General features: G+C 47.1%; 19 protein-coding genes. 7 read left to right on the top strand and 12 right to left on the bottom strand.

Annotated elements, in window-relative coordinates; translation table 11 throughout:
• Positions 1–17: 17 nt before the first annotated feature.
• The 6 genes from AC1DYT_RS00870 to AC1DYT_RS00845 form a co-directional block, all read right to left on the bottom strand.
• Entirely contained in the window at positions 18–1,430 is a 1,413-nt protein-coding gene (locus tag AC1DYT_RS00870) for a glycoside hydrolase family 125 protein (protein WP_477467775.1), read from the bottom strand.
• Positions 1,431–1,605: 175 nt separating this feature from the next.
• Entirely contained in the window at positions 1,606–2,766 is a 1,161-nt protein-coding gene (locus AC1DYT_RS00865) for a glycoside hydrolase family 76 protein (protein WP_477467774.1), read from the bottom strand.
• Positions 2,767–2,920: 154 nt separating this feature from the next.
• Positions 2,921–4,060, bottom strand: coding sequence for a SusE domain-containing protein (locus AC1DYT_RS00860; RefSeq protein ID WP_477467773.1), 1,140 nt, complete (start codon positions 4,058–4,060; stop codon positions 2,921–2,923).
• Between the two features lie 33 nt (positions 4,061–4,093).
• Entirely contained in the window at positions 4,094–5,746 is a 1,653-nt protein-coding gene (locus AC1DYT_RS00855) for a RagB/SusD family nutrient uptake outer membrane protein (protein ID WP_477467772.1), read from the bottom strand.
• An 11-nt stretch (positions 5,747–5,757) separates the two neighbouring features.
• A complete protein-coding gene (locus tag AC1DYT_RS00850; protein WP_477467771.1) occupies positions 5,758–9,087 on the bottom strand; it encodes a TonB-dependent receptor in 3,330 nt (1,109 codons plus the stop codon).
• Positions 9,088–9,348: 261 nt separating this feature from the next.
• Positions 9,349–10,296 carry a FecR family protein gene (locus tag AC1DYT_RS00845; protein WP_477467770.1) on the bottom strand — a complete coding sequence of 316 codons (948 nt, stop codon included), beginning with the start codon at positions 10,294–10,296 and terminating at the stop codon, positions 9,349–9,351.
• A gap of 167 nt (positions 10,297–10,463) precedes the next feature.
• Here AC1DYT_RS00845 and AC1DYT_RS00840 point away from each other — a divergent pair, with 167 nt between their 5' ends.
• The 7 genes from AC1DYT_RS00840 to AC1DYT_RS00810 all read left to right on the top strand — a co-directional run bounded on the left by AC1DYT_RS00840 (position 10,464) and on the right by AC1DYT_RS00810 (position 14,754).
• Positions 10,464–10,817, top strand: a complete 354-nt coding sequence (locus tag AC1DYT_RS00840; RefSeq protein ID WP_477467769.1) for a DUF4180 domain-containing protein — start codon at positions 10,464–10,466, stop codon at positions 10,815–10,817.
• A gap of 219 nt (positions 10,818–11,036) precedes the next feature.
• On the top strand, positions 11,037–11,591 hold the full coding sequence (locus tag AC1DYT_RS00835) for a dihydrofolate reductase family protein (RefSeq protein WP_477467768.1): 555 nt from the start codon (positions 11,037–11,039) through the stop codon (positions 11,589–11,591).
• 128 nt (positions 11,592–11,719) lie between these two features.
• Positions 11,720–12,751, top strand: coding sequence for an SDR family NAD(P)-dependent oxidoreductase (locus tag AC1DYT_RS00830; RefSeq protein ID WP_477467767.1), 1,032 nt, complete (start codon positions 11,720–11,722; stop codon positions 12,749–12,751).
• Positions 12,752–12,793: 42 nt separating this feature from the next.
• Positions 12,794–13,606 carry a helix-turn-helix domain-containing protein gene (locus AC1DYT_RS00825; protein WP_477467766.1) on the top strand — a complete coding sequence of 271 codons (813 nt, stop codon included), beginning with the start codon at positions 12,794–12,796 and terminating at the stop codon, positions 13,604–13,606.
• A 28-nt stretch (positions 13,607–13,634) separates the two neighbouring features.
• Positions 13,635–13,991: a glyoxalase superfamily protein gene (locus AC1DYT_RS00820; RefSeq protein WP_477467765.1), complete on the top strand. Its 357-nt coding sequence runs from the start codon at positions 13,635–13,637 to the stop codon at positions 13,989–13,991.
• A 122-nt stretch (positions 13,992–14,113) separates the two neighbouring features.
• A complete protein-coding gene (locus tag AC1DYT_RS00815; RefSeq protein ID WP_477467764.1) occupies positions 14,114–14,344 on the top strand; it encodes a hypothetical protein in 231 nt (76 codons plus the stop codon).
• Positions 14,344–14,754: a putative toxin-antitoxin system toxin component, PIN family gene (locus tag AC1DYT_RS00810; RefSeq protein WP_477467763.1), complete on the top strand. Its 411-nt coding sequence runs from the start codon at positions 14,344–14,346 to the stop codon at positions 14,752–14,754. Before AC1DYT_RS00815 ends, AC1DYT_RS00810 begins: the two co-directional genes overlap by 1 nt.
• Positions 14,755–14,757: 3 nt before the next feature.
• Here the strand turns inward: AC1DYT_RS00810 and AC1DYT_RS00805 are convergent, their stop codons facing one another.
• From AC1DYT_RS00805 to AC1DYT_RS00780, 6 genes are all read right to left on the bottom strand, one after another.
• A complete protein-coding gene (locus AC1DYT_RS00805; protein ID WP_477467762.1) occupies positions 14,758–15,348 on the bottom strand; it encodes an RNA polymerase sigma-70 factor in 591 nt (196 codons plus the stop codon).
• 182 nt (positions 15,349–15,530) lie between these two features.
• Positions 15,531–16,787, bottom strand: coding sequence for a YeiH family protein (locus AC1DYT_RS00800; protein ID WP_477467761.1), 1,257 nt, complete (start codon positions 16,785–16,787; stop codon positions 15,531–15,533).
• 340 nt (positions 16,788–17,127) lie between these two features.
• Positions 17,128–18,642, bottom strand: coding sequence for a hypothetical protein (locus AC1DYT_RS00795; protein WP_477467760.1), 1,515 nt, complete (start codon positions 18,640–18,642; stop codon positions 17,128–17,130).
• A 31-nt stretch (positions 18,643–18,673) separates the two neighbouring features.
• Entirely contained in the window at positions 18,674–20,101 is a 1,428-nt protein-coding gene (locus AC1DYT_RS00790) for a DoxX family protein (protein WP_477467759.1), read from the bottom strand.
• A 24-nt stretch (positions 20,102–20,125) separates the two neighbouring features.
• Complete coding sequence (locus AC1DYT_RS00785) at positions 20,126–21,430, bottom strand: RagB/SusD family nutrient uptake outer membrane protein (protein WP_477467758.1); 1,305 nt, start codon at positions 21,428–21,430, stop codon at positions 20,126–20,128.
• Positions 21,431–21,441: 11 nt separating this feature from the next.
• A complete protein-coding gene (locus AC1DYT_RS00780) occupies positions 21,442–24,579 on the bottom strand; it encodes a SusC/RagA family TonB-linked outer membrane protein (protein WP_477467757.1) in 3,138 nt (1,045 codons plus the stop codon).
• Positions 24,580–24,837: the final 258 nt, after the last annotated feature.

Genomic DNA, 24,837 nt, shown 5'->3' with positions numbered 1-24,837 from the left:
AGGTGTGTTTCTAATTATTAAGCCAGTAACTGGGGCTTGGTTGTATAAGTTTCCCAAAGCAGTTCACCAAACAAGGTGTTGGCCCAGGCAAACCATTTACGGGTGAATTTCTTTGCGTCGTCTTTATGGAACGATTCGTGCATAAAGCCGGTGCCGCCGTGCGTTTTGCGCAATTGCTCTATAGCCGCTTTTATCTCGGCATCATCGCGGCTGGTTAAAGCCAGTACGGTGATGCTTATCGGCCATATCATATCCTTGCCGGCATGCGGCCCCCCTATGCCTTCGCCTGCTGCCCCTTTGAAAAAGAAAGGGTTATTTAGCGACCAGAGCATTTTGCGGGTATTGATGTAAACAGGGTCGGTGTTATCTATCGCGTTTAAATAAGGCATTGCCAATAAGCTTGGCACGTTGGCATCATCCATCAGGTTGAAGCTGCCGAAACCGTTCACCTCGTAAGCATAAACTTTCCCGTATTGCGGAGTGTCGATAACGGCGTGTTTTCGCAGGGCACTATATACTTCGACTGACAAAGTCAGCAATTCGGTAGCTAAAGCACCGTCCTTCAATATCGCCCCCACCATTTCCGAGGCTTGCTTTAAGCTGGTAACCGCGAAAAAGTTTGAAGGTATAAGATATGAATAAACCGTCGCATCATCGCTTGGGCGGAAGGAAGAGCAGATAAGTCCAACCGGTTTTACCGGGTAGCCGTAACCGTTCATGGGCACGCCATCGGTAGCCCAGGAGGTATTGCGCTGGAACGAGTACGGCCCATCGCTATCCTTACGTTGCTGCTCTTTAAAGGTTTTCAGCGTGCTTTGAATGGCCAGTTTCCAGTTGGCGTCGAATGGCGAGGTATCGCCGGTAAGTTTCCAGTATTTATAAGCCAGGCGTATCGGGTAGCAAAGCGAATCAATCTCCCACTTACGTTCGTGCAGGCCGGGTTTCATTTTGGTTACGTCGTCTTTCCATTCGCCTACTTTATTAGGATCGTCGTAAAAAGCGTTGGCGTATGGATCGCGCAGGATGCAGGTAGTTTGGCGGTTAATAACGCCCGCTACCAGGTTCTTCAATTCGGCATCTTTGTTGATAAATGCAATGTAGGGCCATACTTGTGCGCTGCTATCGCGCAGCCACATGGCATCAATATCGCCGGTTATTACGTAGGTATCAGGTCTGCCGTTAATGGTTTTATAGGTTACTGTGGAATCCAGCGTATTTGGGAAACAGTTCTCGAATAACCAGCCCAGTTCGGGGTTCTTCACTTTGGCCTTGAATTCCTTTATTGCAGCTTCTACCGCTTTGCTGGTAAATTTACGCTCATTCGCAGGTACACGCACTACGGGGTAAGCATCTGCCGCAAGGGATAGCTTGTTCATGAACACGCCTGCGCCCAACAAAGCCGTGCTGCCTAAAAATTGCCTTCTTTTCATATCTCAATAAAGTATTTGTAACGGTAATAAATCTTCCGGCAAATTAACTAAAAAGCCGGAAGATAAGGTCTGTGTTTGAAATAAGGAGCCTCTGCATCTCTCATCATAGCGACGGGTTTCAAACCCATCGCTATATGGGGGAATTCTCCTTTTCGCATCGCTATGGCATAGGGTTTTAAAATACCCCGGCAGCTTTCAGCCTTGCCGCGGCTTCTATCATAGTAAGTCCGCTTATTTGGGTAGTAAGGTCGATAGTGCCGGATGGTGCCGATTTCCAATCGGGGCTAACCGTCATGGCAGGCCTGCCAATGCCTTTGGTAAACAGCGTTTGCGCGTTGTATTTCAGGAATTTCACGTATGCATCCTTATTTGCCGGAGTAATATCCGGACTTTGTATCAACAGGGTTAAATACCGTACCAATATCCCCTTGAACAAACCGCCATCGCCCTGCCCTTCAGAACGGAGTAGACCGCCCGGCGAAATATCCGTATCTACGATGGTGGCACTGGCATTACGGGTTGCATCGGCCAGGTAGCTTGCATCCTTGGTAACGTTGTACAATTCCAATGCCGCGCCAATGTAAACACCCTGGTTATAAGTGAATTTATTCTTGCTTATCTGCCCATCGTGGTTGCCGTTGATGCCGTCCCAAATGATGCCCGTAGCGGGATCTACCAAGGTGGCTTTCATCCAGGTGTACAGGTCCTTGGCTAGGGCCAGGTCCGCAGCGTTATTTTTTAAGCGGTACAGGCGACAGGCAAATATAATGGCGGGCGCGTTTGCCGGGGTATTCTTATAATCGAGCTGCCCTTTGCGCCAGGCGATGCCGCCACCCTGGTTGGTATTTACGCCTGTTTTGATATCCGTCCACAATATGTTAGCGGCATCCAGGTAATCGTTATCGTTGGTTACCTCGTAGGCGCGCAGGCTTGCCAGGGCCAGCCATTCCATATCGTCGTAATACTCGTTYTGATATTTGTTGCCGTTGGCAATACGCGTACCGTTCAACAACGATTTCATGCGTTGCTTATAGATATCGTTACTGGTACGTTGATAGGCATCGGTAAAGGCATCAAGCGTGTGGGCCTGCGGCCAATAGTTGTAATTGGTATTACCGCCGTTATCCTGCTTAAAATAGTTGCCGTTGGCCGATAGGTAGTTGTTATAAGTAGCCGTTTGCAGCGAATCTGCCGTTTCGGCCCAGGTGTAGTTTACAACCACTGCCGCTTTGTTACCATACAGCGGGAAGGGCTTATCCTTCAGGCAGGAAGTGAGCATTAGCGGTATGATACCCGCCAGCACCACTTTGCCTATATGTTGAGTTATGTTCTTCATTTTTTTGATATTAAAAGGAACAACCATTAAATGATGCCTCTGTAAACTCTGCGCTTCCTTTGGGTACTCCGTGTTAAAAATTAAACACAGAGGTATCAGAGTAGGCACAGAGGGCACAAAGCTTTTTGGTTATTTCCGTGTTTCAATCCAATCTTTAATTAACCTTAACCGAATGCGTGTAATTAGCCACGCTGCCGCTGAAATCCACCTTGATATCTGCCGTTTTGTTGTCGGCAGCACCGGTAAACTTAAAGCAGTAGTCGTATTGCGAGCTGTTTACAGGCACCATGTAGTAGAACGACGGTGAAGTACCCGCATCCGGGCGGCTATTGTCTGAATTGGTGCTGCCATAGTATTGCGTGCTGGTTGCACCTGCGGCATCCTTAAAGGTAAACCTGAACTTATAACGCTCATCACGCCCCCACGATTCCTGGTGGAATACTACAGACGCGCCGTCTATTTCCCAAACGCCGGCGGCTTTGTATGGCAAATCGAACCAGATCTTATTATCGGCAGCAAACCAAAGGCCTACCGAAACTACTTCGGTAATTTTAAAGGATGCCACATTAAAATCAAGCTCTATACGCTGCACTTTGGCAGCGCCGGTTACCGTGGTATTGCCTGCCTCGGTAAGTTTTGTACCATCGTAAGAATACGTAGATGGCGTGCCGGTGTTACGGTCGGCAAAGTGGTAGGTACCGGCTTTAAGCGAAGTGAACGCCTCAAATTTTCCCGGTGCTGTCAATTTAAATTTGATAGCTTTAGTCAAGTCGTCCCTGCCTTCTGTAGCCGTACCTGTAAGGTAAAGCTCAGTTGGTATATCGGTAAAACCTGCAGGGCGTTGTATTTCTACAGTACGTATCTCGGCAGATTTTTGTACGTTGATACCTTTAGATGACATCACAGTCCAAATTACCTTGCCCGATTCCTGCGGCTTTACACCGGCAGCGGTGGCAATTTTGTTGAGGTCGCTAAAGGTGAGGCTCAATTTATTGTAAAGGCCGTTACCATCAGAAGGCACCGAGTAAAGGGGCTTTGAAAAATCGCCGCCCTCTTTATCGAATGCCACCTCATATAAAACCAAACCATTATCTTCTGCATGTGCCTGTGCCCATTCAAACGAAACCGAGCCCGAAGCGCCCGATGCAATTTTTACGAATTTGTTATTCTCAGGAGCAAACAGCGTGCTCACTGCCGATACGTTGGTGTGGTTAAGCGTTTTATCTTTTTTGCAGCCCGATACCACCAACACAGTAACTATAAAAGCCAGGAGGCTATAAAATATCTTCTTCATGTTCTTAAGCTTAAAGTTTTAATAATAAATGAATTACCAACCCGGGTTTTGCGTAAGGTTGGGGTTAACGTTACGCTCATCGCGCGGGATGGGCCATAAATATGCTTTGCTTTTATCAAAGCTGCGCAGGTTAGCGCGGATGTAGCCATTATCGATAGAAGCTGTACCGTATCTGGCACCATGCGCCCAACCATTCAGCACGGTTTCGGCGGTTTTCCATCTGCGTATATCGAATATCCTTAGGCCTTCCATCGCCAGTTCGGCGCGGCGTTCGTTGCGGACTACATCGCGCAGGGTAGTTTGCGCGCCGCCGGGGAAATTCAATGCGGCAGCATCGGTGAAGCCTGCACGGCTGCGGATAGGTTTAATGGTTTTATCCCATACGCCCGCGTCCAGTTGGCTCAGCTCGTTTTTGGCTTCGGCATACATCAGCAGCACATCTGCATAACGTATCATAATCAAATTCAAACCCGACTGGAAATTGGTTGCCGATGAAGGGTCGTAATACTTGCGAATGTAGTAGCCCGTAGGCGAGCTTACCGCGCCCGAGGCGTATTCATCCGTACCGCGGCCGGTGTTGGCATCAGGCGCAGGGTCCGAGCCTGGTTTAGTATAGATGGTTTTGGTGCTACCATCGGGCTTTTTCCATTGGTACAGGTTGTAAACCACGGTATTGGTTAAGCGCGGGTCGCGGTTTACGTAAGGGTTGTTCTCATCGTAACCGCTGCCTGCATCGCCTGGCTTTTTACCGTTGGCCATCAGGTAGCTATCAACCAGTTCCTGTGTTGGGGCGAGAGCATTGAGCCTTGCGCCTACCGATAGGGGGGCAAAATCAAAGAAGCTGTTATAGGTGCGGTTGGTTACGTTGGGTACGTATTCCAGATCCAGTATCACCTCGTTGTTATACTCATTCGCCGGAAGAAACAAGCCTTCGTAAGAGCTAAATAACCCGTACGTGCCATTGCTGTTGTTGCCAATGAGTTGCTCGCAGGTTGCAACCACATCTGCCCAGCGGCTATCATAAAGCTGCACCCTTGCCTTTAATGCTACGGCGGCGCCTTTGGTAATGCGGCCACGGTCGGCAGCGGGGTACGCGGTATTTACCGGCAATACGGTGGCTACCTCGTCCAGTTCTTTCAGGATGAAATCAATCACTTGCGCTTTTGGGTTACGGGCAATGGTTTTCGATTCATCGATAGTGATATCCTTATCTATCAAGGGCACATCGCCAAACCAGGTTTCTAACTGAAAAAAGTGGAACGCGCGAATAAACCTTGCCTCGCCTTTCATGCGGGCCTTCAGATTGGCATCAAGGGTGGTTACCCTATCTACATTTTCTAAAAAGATGTTGCAGGTTTTGATGCCTGCATAGTGGTAGTTCCACTCATCTTTCACGCGCCCCAACGAGGCATCGTAAGTACCGGCGGCCAATGATGCCACGCCGCTGTTATCGCCCCTGCCGTTGTAGGCATTATCAGATGCACCTTCATTGTAAAAGAACCAGTCGTTGCGGTACATTTGTGAGTAGGCGGTGTTTAAAACGCTGTTGGCTTTCTCGGCGGTGGTCCAGTAATTTATATCGGTAAATTTGTTTGCGGGTGCAAGGTCGAGTTTCTTACATGCCGATGTAAAAACAATCAGCATAATGAAGAACGCAGCCTTATTATAGTTTTTAATCTTTTTCATGATAGCAATATTTATAAGGTTACATCAATACCAAATCCGTAATAAATTGGCGTAGGGTATGCCCGACCACTATTTGCGCCGTTTGCCTGTACATTGCCGTTAAGCTCGGTAGTTTCGGGGTCGAGGAACTTCATGCCCGATACCGTAAGGATGTTTTGGCCGGTAAGGTATGCCCTCACCTTGCGCATGCCTATCTTTTTGGTAATGCCGGCAGGCAAGGTATAGCCAAATTGCACGTTCTTCACCCGCAAGTACGAGCCATCGAAAAGGTACATATCCGAACCACGGCGAAAGTTATTCTCGTTGCTTTGGCTGCCATTTGCGGCCAGGCGTGGGAAACGTGCATCAGGGTTTTGCGGAGTCCAGTAATCCAGCTGGTGTTGGTATATCACCTGCGAGTAGCCGAAGTGGAAGGGCTCTACCTGCTCGCCGCGTACGAACATGCTGCGCTTGCCTACACCCTGTGCAAATACATTCAAATCGAAACCTTTATAGGTTACGTTATAGGTAAAGCCGAACGTTAAGCGCGGGAAGCCGTTGCCTAAAACAAATTTGTCGTTATCATCAATAACGCCGTCGCCGTTTACGTCTACATAGCGGTTATCGCCGGGCACCACGTTAACACCGGCAAATTTCGGCCCGTTGTTCACATCGTCCAGGTTTTGGAAATAGCCATCGCGTTTGTACCCTACGTAAGACCCTATAGGCAACCCAACTTTGTTGATAATCTGCATCTCATCGTAGCTGCGCAACTGGTCGCCGCCTTCCAGGTAAAGCACCTTGTTTTTAGAGTCGGCTACGTTGAATGAAAACGAATGGTTGAAGCCGCCGGTTTTTAAACGGTAGCTGGCATTCACTTCCCATCCGTGGTTTTGCACCTTGCCTGCATTATAATCAGGCAAGCCCGCTCCGAAAGTGCCGGGCACTATTGGCGGCAATAAAATATCGCGCGTTATTTTGTTAAAATAATCTACCGAGAGGCTAAGCGAATTATTGAGGAAGGTCGCATCAATCCCCACGTTGAAAGTAGCTGCCCGTTCCCAGCGGATATCCGGGTTGGCAAAGGTGATAGAAGTACCGCTTACGCTGGAGTTGTTGAAGCCATATGCATCCTGGAAAGGCCCGTAGGTGCGTTGATACTGGTAATCGCTTACGTTTTGGTTACCCAAAATACCGTAAGATGCGCGCAGTTTCAGGTCGCCTACGTTGCGGCGGTAGCTATCCATAAAACCCTCTTCCGTTAAACGGTAACCGCCCGAAATGGATGGGAAGAACGCGTTGCGGTTTTGTTTGGCGAATTTGGAAGAAGCATCCAACCTGAAATCAACCTCGCCGTAGTATTTATTCTTGAACGAATACCCTGCACGGCCGAACAGCGAGTTTAAGCTGGTCTCAACCGTGTTGTTATTGGTACCCGTAGATGATGGGTCGATAATGGTTCCCGTTACCGGCGTACCCAGTTCCGGGTCGGTGTATTTTAGGTGGAGGAAATTGCTGGTGTTGTTGGTACTCTCGTTGGCCACGCCCACTAATACATCCACATTATGGTTTTTAGCGAAAGTTTTGGTGTACTGTGCCAAAAACTGGGTATTGATGAACAGGTTTTTGTTATTGTCATCGTCCGTATTCCTGTCGGCACCGTAAGTGCCTTTAGGCAAGTAGTTCACCTGTATCACGCGGCCAAACATGTGGTTAGATAACAACGTACCGCCAAAAACGCCCTTAATTTTCAGGTCCTTGGTAATGGTAAGCTCCGCGTTAAGGTTACCGAAGATATTGTCGTTATCGCGTTTGCGGTAGCCGCCTTTTTGTAAAATACCCAGCGGGTTAAACTCCTGCAAAACATCGTTGGTGAGGAAGTTGCCATCCGCATCCTGTATCTTATAATACGTAGGCGTACGGCCTGCGTCAACGATTAGAAATGATGTATTGAACGAGTGCTCTTTTATCTCGGTACGGGCATAGGCCAGTATGCTGGTCAGCTTCAATCTGCCGAACTCGGTGGTAAGATTCATGCGGTAGTTGTATCTACGAAGGCCATAATCGGGGCCAACCAGGTTGCTCCGCTGATCAGTAACACCGGCCGATACCATGTAGGTAGTATTGATTGCGCCGCCGCTCAGGGCCAGGTTGTGGCTTTGCTGCGTACCGTTTTTCAGGATAGCATCTAAAAACCACTCGTTATCGCCATTTTGCTGAAAGGCCCGTATTTGCGCCGGACTGTAAATTGGCTGCAAACCGGCATTAACCACCGTTTCGTTACGGAGGATGGCATTCTCGAAACCCTGCACCGGTTTATAGCCCACGTGCGGCATCTGCACGCCTGCCTGCCCGTTGTAGGTTAGCGTTGCGCCGGCATTCTTTTTGCCTTTTTTGGTGGTAACTAAAATTACGCCATTGGCAGATCGCGAACCATAGATGGCCGCGCTGCCCGCATCCTTCAATATCGATACACTTTCGATATCCTGGGGATTCAGCAGGTTGATATCGCCGCCTGTAATGCCATCTATTACTACCAGCGGGCTATTGTTGCCCAACGTGCTTACCCCACGGATGTTGATGGTTTGATAAGCACCCGGTTCTGAACTGGTTTGCTGTATAGTTAAGTTGGGCAGCGTACCCTGCAAAGCCTGCGTAAGGTTTACCGATGGCTTGCCTTCTATGGCTGCAGAAGATACCTGGTCTACTGCGCCTATAACGTTTAAACGTTTCTGCGTGCCGTAACCAATCACGATAACTTCGTTCAGCGATGTACGCTCAGGCAGCAACTGGATACTTAATGTAGTTTGTCCGTTAAGCGGAACTTCCTTTGCCGTAAAGCCAATAAAGCTGAAAACCAAGGTACCGTTAGCATCAGGCGCATCTAAGATAAAGTTGCCGTTGATATCGGTTACCGTGGCAATAGTAGTACCTTTTAAACGTACGCTTACGCCCGGCAGGGGCAGGTTAGCATCATCAGTTACCTTACCGCTTATCTTGGCGAATTGCCTTGCGGGCCTGGCTGCGGCAGCATCGGCCTCGGTGCGCTCGCTGATGACGATTACATCGTCGATAATTTTGTACGAGAGGTTAAATGGAGTTAAAACCTCATCAAGTACCTGTTTAATGGTTTTGTTATTTACATTAATGCTTACCCTGAAACTGGGCTTAAGCACATTATCTGCGTAAGCAAACTTCACTTGCTTATCGGCAGAAATTTTATCCAGCACATCGGTAAGCTTATCGTCTTTCAACTTAAGCGTTACCGGCTGCTCCAGGAATTTCTGGCCGAAAGAGTCGTTTGCGATGGCCGAGAGGCACATGAGGCAAACCACAAAACAGGCGAGCGAGGTAAATTTCATTAATATAAAAACATAACGAACTACTCCATTTGAAAATAGAGATATATTCATAAATTTGAAAAAATTAAAGTGTTTGAAATTCAAGTGTTTCGTTCTGAATTGGACCTCTAAACGCTGCACTTAATAATAACCCGGCATTTTAATCAACCCTGCTCAAATCCCTTTGGCCAGGGTTTTTTTATTTTTTATGTCATTGCTGTCTTCATTGCTTTTAGGGTGAATGATAATTGGTTGTATCTCTAGTTATTAATGATTCGATATTTAGCAGCCCTTGCCTTTAAAATGGTATGCCTGCCCTTCCTGCACTACTTTGCCCTTCACCAGCTTGGATATGATAACCATAATATTCTGCAAGGATACGTTGGTAAAATTGGCGGATATGGTACATTTTACCAGGTTGGCATCTGCAATCATTTTTACGTTGTAGCGGTGTTGCAAGGCGTTCAAAACTTCCTGCAAGGCCATGTTTTTAAACACCAGCCCGCCGTCTTTCCAATCGGTTAAAGCGGCAACATCAACCCCAGTGGTTTTTAGGGCAGTGTTATCTTTTTTATTAATGTACACCTCTTCGTCCGGCGTCAGGAAAACGGTTTGAGCAGGCTTGGTTTTATCCAAAGCCGTTATAACACCCACCTTACCGCTGGTCACATCTACCTTTACGAAAGCATCTTCCGGGTAAGCTTTTACATTGAAGCTGGTACCCAGCACCTGCGTGCGTATTGCACCCGTATGCACGATGAACGATTTTGCAGCATCGTGTGCAACCTCCAGGTATGCCTCGCCTTCCAGGGTAATCTCACGCAAATTGCCGCGAAATTCGCTGGGGTAACTTAGCTTGCTGCCGCCGTTTAGCCAAACTTTGGTACCATCGGCCAGGGTATAATTCGCTACCTGCCCGTTGGCTGCGGTAAGCTGTTTGATTTGTATAGGGTATAAATAGTTGAGCAAATTATCGTGATACAAGGCAAGCACGGCAGATGAAAGTACGAGCAGGGTAACAGATGCCGCAACTACCCACCTACGCGATGCAATGCGCCGCTGCGGCAGCGGCTGGTCAATAGCCGAGATAATGCGGCTATACACCCCCTCGCCGTCGAACTCCGAATCGTAATCCGCGGCCTTTTGCTGGTTTAGCTGCAAATCGTCAAAGTACTTTTCTACAAGTTTTTCCTGCTGCGAGCTATCGCCGGCCTGGTTACGTTTTTTCAAGAAGGTATGCTTTATTGGTGGTTTATATAGGTAAGATGCAATTGCGGCGGCTACCCCCTAAAGGATATGAAAATATTTTTTGGGGGAGGGATAAATAGTGCATCCGGTCTTAGCATTTTAGGTTAAGAAGGCATTATACTTGCCGTTATAATACGCTCAATACTGAAATGCAAATTATTACCCACAACAAAAACGGCATCCAAATAGCTGAATTAGTTTCGGAAGCCATTCTGATACAAACGCCCGAAGATGGCGCGCAACTCATAGCCGACCTTTACTACCAGGGCTTTGACCTGATCATTATACATGCTTACCAATTAGCCCCGTCCTTTTTTGAACTAAAAACAGGACTGGCAGGTGAGGTTTTGCAGAAGTGTTCCAATTGGCGTATTCGGTTTGCTATTATTGGGGATTTTAGTCAGCTTCCTGGTAATAGCATACACGATTTCATCTTCGAAAGTAATAAAGGCAAATCGGTTAATTTTTTAAGTTCTGTTGCCGAAGTGATTGAAAGAGCCTGACATGTTCGCCTATTGTTAAAGTGCCGCAAGGATTGTAATAATTTCACAACCGCCCAGAGATGAGCGCGTATCATTACATGCCCTTGGGATAAGCAATAGCATTTGGCTCAAAAAGCCCTTTTTTTGCCGCGATTGCCCTCAAACAAATGGATTCAATACTTTATTTTTGATAGTATCTTAGCTAATCGATTAGCAACATCAATACTAAAACCCGACACCATGAGAAAGGTAATATATGCCACCAACATCACTATAGATGGCTGCTGCGACCACACCAAAGGAATTGCTGATGACGAACTGCATGAATATTTTACGGAACTGCTGCGCGGTATGGGCCTGCTGGCCTACGGGCGGAAAACTTATGAATTGATGGTTCCTTTTTGGCCCGAGGTTGCAAAAAACCAATCGATGGGGAAAGTAAGCAACGAATTTGCCCGGGTGTTTGATTCCATCGATAAACTTGTCTTTTCTCAAACCCTGGAGAGTGTCGACGACAAGAACACAAAAATTAGCCGTGCCGACCCGGCGGAAGAGATATTAAAATTAAAGCAAGGCGAAGGCAAGCCAATAGGTCTGGGCGGCGTGACGCTTTCCTCGCACCTGATAGCGCTTGGTTTAGTTGATGAATACAACTTTGTTGTCCAACCTTTCATCGCCGGAGAAGGTACGCGGCTGTTGGCCGGAATTACCCTGCCGAAGACATTGGGTTTAAAACTTGTGGAATCGAAGGTTTTTAAATCGGGCTGCGTGGCGCTTCGGTATGTAAAACAATAGGGGAAATTAAGGCAGAAGCATTGTATGGGTAATCGAATGGCCCGCAAAACAAAATATTTCGGCCTTTAAAACAAAACAGGCCTTTTGAACTGCCGCTACCTTTGTTGCTGTTAAACAACATAAAAAAAATGGAACAGCAACAAACAGTACACAATTATAACGGCGCATTGCAAAAGCCCCTAAAGTCGGGCTTCGATGCACAATCCACCGCAGAAGAGGTGATGCAGGGCATCAGCCTAATTGGTAAAACGGCCATCGTAACCGGCGGCTATGCAGGCATAGGCCTCGAAACCGTTAAAGCTTTAACTGCGGCAGGGGCAAGCGTGATAGTCCCCGCCCGCGATATGGCCAAGGCATCCAAAAACCTGGAGGGCATGCAAAACGTCAGCATTCAGCAGATGGACCTGATAGACCCGGCTTCCATCGATGCATTCGCCCAAAAATTCATCGCCACAAACAATCCGCTGCATATCCTCATCAACAATGCCGGTATTATGTGGGTGCCGCTGCAGCGCGATCCAAGGGGCTACGAATCGCAGCTGGCCACCAATCACCTTGGACATTTCCAGCTTACGGCAAAGCTTTGGCCTGCTTTAAAACAAGCAAATGGCGCACGCGTTGTAACCTTATCCTCGTTCGGCCACCAGATGGCCCCGTTCGATTTTGAGGACCCTAACTTTAATCACCGCCATTACGAAACCCTGCAGGGCTATGGCCAATCTAAAACCGCTAATAACCTTTTCTCGGTAGAGCTTGATTACCGCGGCAGGCATGCCGGCGTGCGCGCTTTTGCCGTACACCCCGGTGCGGTAAACGGAACTGAACTGGGGCGTGTGGCCCCTATGCAACTATTCCAACAGATGGGCACGCACGATGCCGACGGCAATATCTATCCCGAGGTAGCCAAAACACTAAAAAACCCAAGCCAGGGTGCCGCTACCTCGCTTTGGTGCGCCACCAGCCCGCAATTGAATGGCATGGGCGGCGTTTATTGTGAGGATGCAGACGTAGCCGAAATAGATTCAGGCAATATAGAACACCGGTACGACAAGCCCGCCACCCTGCGCGGCGTGAAGCCTTACTCGGTAGATGCTGATAATGCACAACGCCTGTGGCATTTAACCGAGGAACTTACCGGGGTGGTATTTACCGCCGAATAGATACAGTTACCCATAATTCGCTACTTTTATATTGGCAATACCATGGCGCAGCAAACACAATACATCCATACCCATATCAAACGCGCTTGCCTTGAGCAGCAGTTTTTTAAAGCCGATGTACGGTTTGAAGACCATCTGCTGGTATGGATTATATCAGGCGAGACCCGGATAGTGCAGGCCGATCATACTTATACCATAGGCGCGGGCGAAACTTTGTTTTTCCCGCGCAATTTGCTGGCTACTGTACTTAATTACCCAAAGAATGGCTTGCCGCACCAGTCCGTTGCCATGCACCTCAGCAGCAGCCGGCTTAAGGATTTTTATAGCAGGAACGAGCCTAAGGCCCAACCAGCCAACACCCCTCCCCTTAGCTTTCAAACCTTTGCGCAGCACCCTTTGCTGAAAAGCTGCCTGGCATCGTTGATACCGTACTTCGAATTAAACGAGCCCCTGCCCGAGGCAATCGCAATGTTGAAAATAGAGGAAGCCTTGCATATTATACGTGCAATAAATCCCGGAATAGATCAGCAGCTGGCCAACTTTGCCGAACCCGGGAAAATAGGCATCGCCGGTTTTATGGAGCGCAATTACATGCACAATATGCCGATGGAGAAATTCGGCTACCTCACCGGGCGCAGCCTTACCACCTTTAAGCGGGATTTTAAGAAGGCATTCGATACCACGCCGCAAAAATGGCTCACCCAAAAACGACTGGAGCTTGCACATTACCAAATAAGGGCCAAAAACCGAAAACCCTCAGAGGTTTACCTGGAAACCGGTTTCGAGAACCTATCACATTTTAGCTACGCATTCAAAAAACACTTCGGCTATGCGCCTACCGATAGGTTTGGGTAGTATCTTTATTCGCCTGTAATCATCTGCCATGAAAATATTAAGCACAACACCTGTTAGCCATGTATCTGATATCAAAAACGCCATGGCCTACTATACCAGCATACTGGGCTTTACGGTAGATTTTGAGTATGGAGATTATGTGGGTTTAACCTATGGCGAGGCCTGCATCCATTTAAGCGGACCCAACCACGATGGTATTAAAAAGCCCGCAGGTAAGGCCTTGTTTTGCTTTTATTGCGACGACGTGAATGCTTATTACAATGAAGTTACCGCCAAAGGGGCTGTACTTGAATTCGATATTGGCGACCGAAGTTACGGCCTGCGCGATTTTGGCGTGAATGACCAAGACGGCAATACGCTGGTATTCGGCATGAATGTAGCGTAGGTGCCTGCCGCAAATCATTCACTATTATCATCAGATTTAAAGCACTTTGGTTAAAAGGGGCGCAGCCTTGATTTGATGTAAATTGGCTATATTTGTTTAAATGCAATCTTAGCCCGTGTAAAATGAAAAAAATTGCGATAAACGTACCACCGAATTTGGCTGATGCTTTTGAAAATGCAGATATAGAAAGCAAAAGGAAAGCAGAGATTTTTATTAATGCCTGGCTTACCGATTTTTTCAGCAAGCAATCGGCAAATGAAAGGCTGTTCGAAGTAATGAAGCGTGCGACCGCCGAAGCCAGCGCAAACGGGTTCAGCGAAACTGCGTCGCAGAAAATGCTTAAAGAGTCTTGATGGAATTTTTCGTTTTTGATACTAACGTACTTCTAAGTGCCATATTTAACGAAAACTCCATCCCCGGGCGTGCGTTAAAAGAAGCCCGAACAAAAGGCACCTTACTTGTCTCCGATGAAATCGTATCAGAATATCTCGACGTTTTTGCGAGAGACAAATTCAACGGATGGTTGTCGTTCGAAATCAGGATAGACTTCATCGAAAACATTGTAACCAACGCTTTACCTATACTGGTTTTGGAAAACGTGATTGCATGCCGCGACCCTAAAGACGATAAATATTTATCCCTGGCAAAAGCAGCCCAGGCAGATTGCATAGTGTCGGGCGATCAGGATTTGCTCGTACTGAATCCTTTTGAAAACATTCCAATACTTAACGCTGCAGATTTTCTGAAAGCGTTAGAGAAATAACACTCACCTCAACATCTCCATCAACAACAAAACGGCTATCGTAGGCAAATAATCCGTTAGTCCGCTACGGAGGTAGCGCAGGGCAATAGTCATTTGATTTTCTACGGTTTTTATAGATATGCCCAGGCGGGTGGCAATTTCTTTATTGCTCAGATATTCTTTACGGCTTAGAGTGAATATCTGCCGGCACTTCTCGGGCAGTTGGGCAACATTATCTTCCAGCACACGGCTGATATCGTGCTGTAGCAGGCGGCTATCGGCGCTGTACCTTTCGGCGAGAGCCTCAATGGCAGATACATCTAACGTGGCTCTTTGCGTGCGTATGTAAACCAGCACCCGGTTTTTTATGGCCACCTTTAAATACCATTCCAACGAGGCAATCTTCAATTCGCTGCGTTTGGCCCACAAATCAATAAACAGCTCCTGCACCAGGTCCTCGCACACATCTTTATCGCGGAACAGGTTGTAGGCCGCGTAGTAAAGCTTGGGCGAATATTTTTTGTACAGTATCTCAAATGCCTTACGGTCATCCAGCCTCAGCAGCTCTAACAGGTCTGCATCGGGCCACATTTGAAATTCCTGTTCTGGAAGCATAAATGGACAAAAAAAGGTTGATGAATTGGTAAGGCATAATTACAAGTTTATTTTTAAAAAGGAAAATTTTTGTTCTTAACCGGCACCGGGCCAATCAAAACATGAATTAAAAAAAACTTGCTAAGCCAAAAGGCCCGGGTATTCCCGAGCCTTTGCAGCATTATACCTAGCTTACGCTTCATTTAAAACAATATCAGTGCTATACCGAGTGTTATAAAAATATTGAAGGTTTGTGCTACCAAAAAGGCGTATAATGGCTTCTTGCTGTTCTCATTAAAGAGGTCCTTAAAATTGGTCTCTAACCCGATGCTGGTAAAGGCCAATGCAAACCATAAGCCTTGCAAATTTTTCAGGCTGTCTTTTACCAGGAGGTTGGTTGCCGGCGGCACGAGGAAGGAAAACAGCAGCGATGCGCCAATAAAACCCAATACGAATTTTGGGAAACGCTCCCAGATTACTCCCAGGGTTGGCTTGGTATCTTTATCTTTTGCCGAGGGATGTTTGGTGTAGGTCCAGTAAATAGAGATGGCGAAGGCGGCCAACCCCAACAAAACATTTTGAGAGAATTTAACGATGGTGCTCACCTTTAAGGCTACCTCGCCAACCAAACTGCCCGATGCCACTACTGCTCCTGTGGTATCGATGCTGCCACCCAGCCATGCCCCGGTAACGGGCTGCGAAAAGTTAAAATAATGCGCAATGATAGGCATAAATATCATCATGGGTATAGCGGTTATCAGCACCATAGAGATTACGTAGCTTAGCTTTTTCGAATCGCCTTTGATAGCACCAGCTGTTGCAATTGCTGCTGAAACGCCGCAGATGGATACCGCGCTGGAGATCATCATGGCAATCTCGTCATCTACCTTCAGCTTTTTACAAACCCAAAAAGCAAAATACCAAACTGAGGTAACCACCAGCAAAGCCTGGATCAATCCTAATGAGCCTGCTTTTAAAATATCGCCAAAAATTACGCTGGTACCCAGTATCACCAAACCAATTTTAACAAACAGTTCGGTTGATAACGAAGACTTGAGCCACTCTGGCAGTTTAATAAAGTTGCTGATGGCGAGCCCTATTACCAGGCTAAAAATAACCGCCTCCAGGTTTAGCGCTTTGGCTTTACTACTGCCGGCAAGTACCAGCGCAATAATAGTAAGCACATATACCAGCGGGAAACCCAGTGCATAATTGCGGATGGGCTTGCCGGTGATAAGCGCGCCTATACCGCCTATAATGAGCGTAAAAACGAATTGCTCCAGTATTTTCACGAGGTTACCGGCGCTTAGCACTTTACCAGATAGATCAGCGGCATCTTTCCAGGCGAAGGTGGGGACGGGGAGTAGGAAACCAGCCACGGCCAGTATAATAATTAAGGAACCTAAAATAACCACGGCCCAATCTTCGTGCAGGGTTAGTTTAGCTGGGGATGTTGACATGTTGTTTTGATATTTGGGTTTAAATTGATAATGTGATGTTAATTCGGGTAGCTATTTTGAGGTGGCTTTATCATCTCCTCTTTTATAAAATTTAACTTAGTTTTCTTGCGGTTGATTTTACCGCAAAGTGCGCAAAGAATTTGCTGCGTTTGAACGCAAAGAAACACAAAGCTCTGCAAAGTGTACAAGGTTGCACAATCAATTATATTACAGTTTTATTCTTTACGTTTTTACGTGAAAAACTCTCTACCGAGTAACTTTGTGTTTCTTTGCGGTTCCTTCTTTGCGCACTTTGCGGTTAATTTTTACCACAGAGTACAAGCCATCCCTACTATATAATTTAAAAGGATTTTATACTCGTTTGCCTGCCTTCTACAAGCGGATATTTCTTTGGGTCCTTGTCTAAAACTACGTAAATAGAATCTTTAAACTCGTTTATCCCAATTAAAATTAGGCGGTTTGGCGTTGGCCTGCTATAGTGCAAAACCTGCTTCTCGTTTTTGTAGTGGATGTTTTTATTTTGCAGGTAAAGGATATGTTTAACCGTATCGGCCTTGTAGTAAAAATACCGCCGTTCGCCCGACATACCGCCTACTTCCCATCGCGTTACACCCAAATCGCGTGGCTTGTTTTGCCTGGCCAATCTATCAGCGTTTTGCGAACTCGCCTCGTTTAATTTCCTGTTTTTACTTTGGGTTACCCTTAGCGGCGAGTAGCCTATCATCCGGTCGGCAATGGCTCCGCGATTGGTTTTATAACTTAAGGACGACCAGCCTTCGAAGGTCGCATCCTGCCAGCGGATAGAATCTTTTGGCGAATATGGGATCACTTTATTGTTAAGCCTGAACTCGCTTACCTGGTAATAACTCTTTGCGTCGGGCAATCCCGGTGTGCTGGGGATATTATAGTTATTTCCGTAAAAAAAGCCATAACCCCATAAAGCAACGGTTACCGGTACAAAGGCGATATTAAAAACAGCTTTTGTGGCTGTTTTAAGGCGGCGTTGCCAGGTTTGGTTTAATACGGGGTAGTAATGATAGGGCTGCAAATTGTCCCGCTCCTTTACGATGAGGTTCCATATTTTGGGCAGATCGTACCAGGAAATAAATACGCCTATAATGGCAAAATAAGCCGCCGGTACTGCTACACCTGCATCATAAGCGTGGTTGGCAATACAAATATTAAAGGTAACTACAGCAGCCAGTGCTGCGCCTAAAACCGCCGTTTTACGGTGCAGTAATAAAATGCCAGGGATAAATTCCGCGAAACCTAAAAACACCGTGTACCCAAATGACACCCCCACGTGCGACCAATACAGTTTCTTCTCAGCCATATCAATAAACGGCGTGTTCAGCATACCCACCGTCGGGTAAACCATTTGCATCGGGAAGATCTTTTTGCAGCCCCAGCCTATCATACCATAAGCCAGGCGGTAACGGGCAAGCACACGTATCCAATAGTATAGCTTATCATAAGAAAGCGTTTTCCTGTCGATAGCTGTCCAAATTCCTGCACCAACAACCGAGCCTGCAAAAAGCAGTATCAGGTTGATGTAGTTGAGAATACCGAACACCCCTTCTTCCGATTCGATGGTGATGATCTGTGGCGGCCAAAAGGCTACGATGGATTGAAAATCATTATAAGTGATCTTGCCCCACTTTAAGCTAAACAAGTGCTGGTAAAACGCCGAATACAGCGGGATACACAAAAACAGCATGTACAGGAAACCTATCCTGAAGGCTACTTTTTGGGTAAGCGTCCAGGCTTTTGGCCGGGTGGGCTCTACCACCTTTTCCGGTTGATGACTTACAGGCGCTTCCTGTACTTCATCGGGGTGAATAATTAATTCTGACATATCTTTTGATTTTATGTGATGATCGAATAGCTTAAATTTTTACGGCCCTGCGGCGGCCCTCCAGCATCATATATTTTTTGTTTATCCTGCCGAGTACCACGTGTATCGAGTCGCGGTTCTCGTTTATACCGTTTAGCACAATGGTCGAGTCATTTGGCCGGTTATAGGTGAGGAATAGCTTCTCGCCGCGCTCGTTAATGTTTTTATTTTGCAGAGCAAGCGTGTGTTTAACCGTATCTGCTTCATAATAAAAATAATGACGGCCACCATGTCCGGCCAGTTCATAATTGCGGTCGATATCTTTTTCGTGATACCCCTCCCCGCTCGAAAAATCAATTTTTACCGGGCGATTCACTTTTATGGTAAGGGTAGACCATTTTTCGAATACCACATCCTGCCAGCGGTTATGGTCGGTTTTAGAATATGGGATAGTATCCTTATTCAACACAAACTGTTTCACATCGTAATAACCGTAAGCCTTGCTTAAACCCGGTGTACGCGGAATTTTATAAGGATCGTTATGGAAATTATCAAAGGTTTTCCAGGCGAATACCAGTACAAAAAGCAGGAATGCGCTGCGTAATACCCTCCGCGTATCGCGCAGCTTTTTATCAGCAAAAACGGGCACCAGTTTATTGGCATAAGCGGGGATTTGCAGCACCAGCAAGTCGTACAGCCTTGGAATATCATACACAAACAGGAAAGCCGCAATCAAAACAATGTAAGTGCTCAGCACCTGTTCGCCCACGTCATAGAAGCCGTTAACCACGGCCACGTTACCAATAAAGCCGAATATCAGCCCAACTCCAAAGGTCACGGTTTTGCGGTTAAACAGCAGGAAGGCAGCCAGCACCTCTATAAACCCTAAAAATGATTCGTAATTGGGTGAGATTCCCAACGTTTGGAAATAGATTTTCCAGGCAAAAAAATCACCGTAATTGGTAAGCAGGTCGCTTAGCGATGGATAAGGCATTTGCAGCGGGAAAAGCTTGATAAACCCGTAGGTGATAAGCACTGCTGCCAACCTGTAGCGTACAATTACCCGCAACCAGTAATATAAAATACTATACTCTTTGCGTTTGCTGTCCAGCCTGGCCCAAACAATGGCACCCACCAATGCAATGGCCACACTTATTCCCCAGTTAACAAACCCACCCCAGCCAAACTTGGGAAGGTTTTCCTGCGAGATGAATTGCGGCTGGTATTTGGTAAGCTTTAGTAAATCGTAAAAATTAAGGTGCAGCCAGTTAATGCTGAATAGCCCGCGGTAAAACTTCCAGTCGAGGGGTACACTCAACAGCACCAGGAAGATGAAAAAGAACCGGAAGAGGCTTAGTTGCCAGCCCTTCCATTCTTTAAAAACCTGCGTTGGTTTAGCAATACTGCTTAAATGTGCGCCAAGCCGGTGCAGCCAATTCCCTACCGGGGATTGCGCTTTATTGGTTAGTGCTTCGCTCATAAATTTTAGTTTTTATTGTGATGATTAATAACCGGGGTTTTGTACCAATGCCGGGTTAGCCAATATTTCGGCACCGGGAATGGGAAAAATGTATTTGTTGGGATCGCTAAGGCTTAGCACGGCTGGTGCGCGACCTGTACGCACCAAATCAAACCAGCGTTGCGGCTCCAGGGCAAACTCCACCCTGCGCTCGTTTTCTACTGCCGGCAAAATATCGTCGGCAGTGGCCGCTGTACTGGCGGCAATACCCGATCGTACCCTTACGGCGTTCAAATCGGCTAAAGCACCTGTAAGATCGGGCGCTGCTTTTTTGGCCCGTGCTTCTGCGCGGATCAGGACCAATTCCGCTGTGCGGATCACATAACCAGCAGATACGTTTGTTGGCGAAATACCGCCGAAAATTGCCGTACCTGTTTTTGTTGCCAGTATTTTACGCCCGCCGCCAACGGCTGGGTCGTTAAGCAGGTTATACAGGGTTGCTTTGGGTTCCAGCGCGCGGTTATTACCGTTCCATAAAGAAAATGCGGGGTTAAGGTCGGTAGTGTTATAGGATAATTCCAAGACCGATTCGGTTGTACCGGCAGCTAAAGCAAAGGGTGTGTTTAGCTTATAGCCTGCATTTGCCAATACTAAACCCGCATCGTTTTCGGCCTCCTGGTATTTCTGCAGGTACAGGTTAAGGCGTGCACGCAATGCATACACTGTAAACTTAGTGGCACGGTTACGCACAACGGTAGCAGGCAACAGGGCTTCGGCCTTGTTCAGATCATCAAGCACCTGGGCGTAAACCTGTGCTTGCGTGCTTTTTGGCGTACCTACCTTATCGGCCACTACATTGGTTGGCGTTAAAAAAATGGGCACGTTACCAAACAAGCGGGCAAGGTCGAAGTACGATAGCGCCCTGATGAAGTAGCCTTCGCCCAAAAGCTGATCTTTAAGCGCCGGCGTTAGGTTAATATCAGTTACACCCGGTACCTTTTGGATAATGTGGTTTGCCCGGTTAATGGTATTATAATTATTGGCCCATAGGGTTAGCAGCAGCGGAATATCCGAGCGTAGGCTGTAGTTTACTACGTTAAGGTCGGTTTGCGCGTTATTAATAGAGCGTACGTCCCCGCCCGATTGCAGCACAACGTTTTGAAAAGTTGAGCTATAGTTTAAGCTGGCGAGGCCACGATAAGCGCCCCGCACGGCAGTTTGTGCCGATGCGGCATCAAATATGGTGTTTTCATCAGATACCTGGTTATATGAGGGCACCTCCAGGTATTTTTTGCAGGATTGCAGCGAGATCCCGGCTATTACAGTTATCAGTATTAATGTCTTTTTCATGTGCTTTGGTGTTAAAAAGTGAGGTTTACGCCAAATTGAACGCCCACCGGCTGCGGTGGCGTGGCAGTGTCTACTCCTTGCAGGTTGGCTACGCCACTGCCGGATGATTCAGGATCGGGCCCGGTGTAATGGGTGAACAGCAACAGATTGGTGCCCTGTGCATACACGCGCAGGCGCTCTATTTTAAATTTATTGGTTAATGCCTTTGGCAGCGTGTAACCTACCACCAGGTTTTTAAGGCGGATGAACGAGCCATCTTCGAGGTAGCGGCTGTTTTGCTCAATGTTGTAGTTGTTGCCAACGCTGGTTACGCGCGGCGTATTGGTGATTTGTCCGGGCGTGGTCCACCTGTTCAACTGACTTGCCAAAATTGACCGGGACGCATCGCGGGTACCACCTCCCTCTAAAATGTATTTGTTAAAGTTGAACACGCTGTTACCGTATTGGAAAGCGAAGAACGCGCTCAGATCAAAATCGCGGTAGGTGAAAGTATTGGTGATGCCGCCATAGAATTTAGGGAAAAGTGTACCCAGCAGCATCCTGTCGGCAGAAGTTACGGTAGTTCCTGTTGTACCATCCGCATGCTGGAATACGGCGTTACCGGTTTGCGGGTCTACGTACAATTGCTTGTACAACCAAAAGCTCTGTAGCGGTGCACCTTGCACATCGCGCAGGTATTCGCGGGCCTCAAAAGTGATGGGGCTGGCCAGTTTTTCGGCCTTGTTAATATTGCGGGAGAAGTTAAAATTGGTTGTCCATTCAAACTTGTCAACTTTAATATTGGTTGTATTAATGCCTATCTCAATACCTTTATTACTGATCTCGCCTGCATTGGCAAGGGTGCTTAAATACCCGGTTGATGTAGGTACCGGTAAATTAAGCAAAGCATTTTTAGTGTATTTGTAATAGCCTGTAAGATCTATCGATACACGGTTATTAAATAACCCCAGGTCGATACCGGCATTGTAAGTAGTGGTGGTTTCCCATTTCAGATCAGGGTTGGCTAATTGCGCCGGAGCGGTGCCGGCTTTAGAGCCGCCTGTCAGGTTATCCGGATATTGCGCCGCACCCGACCATAAGCCCTGTGCCGCATAATCATTTAAACCATTTTGGTTACCAGCCTGGCCAACACTTGCACGGAACTTAAGATCAGAGATGGTTTTGTTATCTTTCAGGAAAGGTTCTTCTTTTATCCTCCAGGCAGCTCCAACAGCCGGGAAATAACCCCAGCGATTGTTGGCACCAAACTTGGACGAGCCATCGGCCCTGATAGAACCTTCGAAGTAATACTTCTCGCTGATGTTATAGTTTACCCTACCAAAAAATGAAGCGATAGTCGACTTGGATTTATTTTCTGAGGAGGTGCGCACGGCCGCCGATGATATCTCCTTGTAGGAATTATTTGGAAAACCGTAACCGGTAGCGCCCGTAGCATCCAGCGTGGTGGTTTGAATGCTGTTACCGATTAATACATTCAGGCTTTGGTGCCCGCCAAGATCCTTGGTGTATGATAAAGTTTGTTCATTTTGAAAAATGGTGTAGTTGGTAATAACCGAGTTTTTGTAGCCGCCCGGGAAAGTAACACCTCCGGTAATAGTTTGGTCGTTGAAATACTCCCCCTCTTTGTAAAGGTCATAATCAAGGCCTACCGAAGTTTTAAACTTCAAGCCCGGCAGTAATTTCACCTCCAGGAACTGGTTACCAACGTAGCGGGTGCTGATGGTAGAAATATCGGTGATATCGGTATTGATCAGGTTTTCTACATTCTCGTAAAGCGAGCCGCGGGCAAGGGTGCCATCCGGGTTATAAATAGGCAGGTAAGTTGGCGAATGCAGCGCGGCCAATAAATGCCCTGCAGCCTGGCCCGCACCATCGCGCACTTGCTGGCGGATGGAATGATACACGCCGTTGCTTGAGCCAAAGGTGAGGTACTTACTCAGTTTTATATCGAAGTTGAGCTTTACACTGGCCCGTTTAAAATCAGCAGGGATCAAGATAGATTGCTGATCGGTGTACCCGGTGCCTATGTAATACCTGATCTTAGCGCTGCCGCCCGTAACGTTCAGATCATAGTTCTGCACTTTGGCCGTACGGAACTCTTCGCTCATTTTATTATAAGTCTGCTGCTCTTCCGGTAAACCGCGACCGGCAACGCCGTTGATCACCTCACTTGCAGGGCGGAAAGGCCTGTTGGCAAAATTTTGGTTTAGCGCAGGATTATCAATACCCGAGTTAATCCATTGCTCGTTTACCAGTTCGGCATGCTCGGGGCCGGTGGTGAGTTTCCATAAACGGCTTTTATCGGCCCACTGGAAACCATTGTAGGTGTTTAAATTAAATTTTGGTTTGTCTGAACCGTACTCGCCGCGTTTAGTGGTAACCAAAACAACCCCGTTTGACGCGCGCGAACCATATATCGCGATGGCGCTGGCATCCTTTAATACTTCTATACTTTCAATATCGGCAGGGTTGATATCTGCAAGCGGCGAAGTTTTCTTGCCGCCCAAATCGATGGTGGTAAGTGAATTGTTATTGGCTATGATACCGTCGATAACAAATAGCGGGTCGTTACTGGCGTTAATAGATGCAGTACCCCGTACCACGATGCGCACGCCTTCGCCCGGCATGCCCGACATAGTATTCACCTGCACACCGGGAGCTTTACCCTGTATCTGTGCATCAAAACCGGCAACGGGGGTGTTTTTGGTTTCCTGTGCGCTTATTTTACTTACCGAGCCAATGAGGCTTTTGCGTGTTTGCGTACCGTAGCCTACTACAACCACATCGTTTAATTGATTAAGGCTGGCTTTCAGCTTTATTTCTACAGGGCTGCCATCTACCACGAGTTCCTGTTTATCAAAACCGGTGAAAGTGATCACCAGCGTGTAAGGGAATTTTTGGCCGGTGATGAAACTAAAACGACCATTTGCATCTGCAGCAACCGCATGGGTAGTACCTTTTATAGTCACTACTGCGCCGGGCAGCGGCTCGGTGGTAACAGCATCTGTTACCCTCCCATTTAGTTTCGAGTTGATGATGGGCGTAGTTGGCGTTTGTGCCGATGCTATGAATGAACCAAGATTTAAGAGCGCAAAAAGGGAAAAAAGGAGTGTTATTCGCGAAGATTTGGCATGGATAAATATTTCCATATATTTAACATGGTTAAGTGAATGATAAATTTTATTTGCTTGGCTGAGAATGAAGGCTGGTGTGTGATTGCCGTTACGTAGCCGGCCTGTCATTTCGTATAACCGGCAAGGCTTCCTTGCCGGTTTGTTTTTTTATGTCGTGGTTAACACATTGCGTTTGGAGGTTGAACTTTGGGGGATTATTTGTGTGGTGGTTTAGCAAGCCTTATTGGGCTGCTTTAAGGTAACCACTATTTAATGTGGCTATTGATCAGCAAC

This window comes from Mucilaginibacter sp. P1_D10 (genome assembly GCF_056406215.1).
Note: the sequence above shows the minus strand (reverse complement) of the source record. Positions and strands in the feature narration are given on the sequence as shown.

Bases quoted from the DNA above. Each gene is read 5' to 3' on its own strand.
- AC1DYT_RS00870 (WP_477467775.1), bottom strand. From the start codon at position 1,430: ATGAAAAGAAGGCAATTTTTAGGCAGCACGGCTTTGTTGGGCGCAGGC.
- AC1DYT_RS00860 (WP_477467773.1), bottom strand. From the start codon at position 4,060: ATGAAGAAGATATTTTATAGCCTCCTGGCTTTTATAGTTACTGTGTTG.
- AC1DYT_RS00855 (WP_477467772.1), bottom strand. From the start codon at position 5,746: ATGAAAAAGATTAAAAACTATAATAAGGCTGCGTTCTTCATTATGCTG.
- AC1DYT_RS00850 (WP_477467771.1), bottom strand. From the start codon at position 9,087: ATGAAATTTACCTCGCTCGCCTGTTTTGTGGTTTGCCTCATGTGCCTC.
- AC1DYT_RS00840 (WP_477467769.1), top strand. From the start codon at position 10,464: ATGCAAATTATTACCCACAACAAAAACGGCATCCAAATAGCTGAATTA.
- AC1DYT_RS00835 (WP_477467768.1), top strand. From the start codon at position 11,037: ATGAGAAAGGTAATATATGCCACCAACATCACTATAGATGGCTGCTGC.
- AC1DYT_RS00830 (WP_477467767.1), top strand. From the start codon at position 11,720: ATGGAACAGCAACAAACAGTACACAATTATAACGGCGCATTGCAAAAG.
- AC1DYT_RS00825 (WP_477467766.1), top strand. From the start codon at position 12,794: ATGGCGCAGCAAACACAATACATCCATACCCATATCAAACGCGCTTGC.
- AC1DYT_RS00820 (WP_477467765.1), top strand. From the start codon at position 13,635: ATGAAAATATTAAGCACAACACCTGTTAGCCATGTATCTGATATCAAA.
- AC1DYT_RS00815 (WP_477467764.1), top strand. From the start codon at position 14,114: ATGAAAAAAATTGCGATAAACGTACCACCGAATTTGGCTGATGCTTTT.
- AC1DYT_RS00810 (WP_477467763.1), top strand. From the start codon at position 14,344: ATGGAATTTTTCGTTTTTGATACTAACGTACTTCTAAGTGCCATATTT.
- AC1DYT_RS00805 (WP_477467762.1), bottom strand. From the start codon at position 15,348: ATGCTTCCAGAACAGGAATTTCAAATGTGGCCCGATGCAGACCTGTTA.
- AC1DYT_RS00800 (WP_477467761.1), bottom strand. From the start codon at position 16,787: ATGTCAACATCCCCAGCTAAACTAACCCTGCACGAAGATTGGGCCGTG.
- AC1DYT_RS00795 (WP_477467760.1), bottom strand. From the start codon at position 18,642: ATGTCAGAATTAATTATTCACCCCGATGAAGTACAGGAAGCGCCTGTA.
- AC1DYT_RS00790 (WP_477467759.1), bottom strand. From the start codon at position 20,101: ATGAGCGAAGCACTAACCAATAAAGCGCAATCCCCGGTAGGGAATTGG.
- AC1DYT_RS00785 (WP_477467758.1), bottom strand. From the start codon at position 21,430: ATGAAAAAGACATTAATACTGATAACTGTAATAGCCGGGATCTCGCTG.
- AC1DYT_RS00780 (WP_477467757.1), bottom strand. From the start codon at position 24,579: ATGGAAATATTTATCCATGCCAAATCTTCGCGAATAACACTCCTTTTT.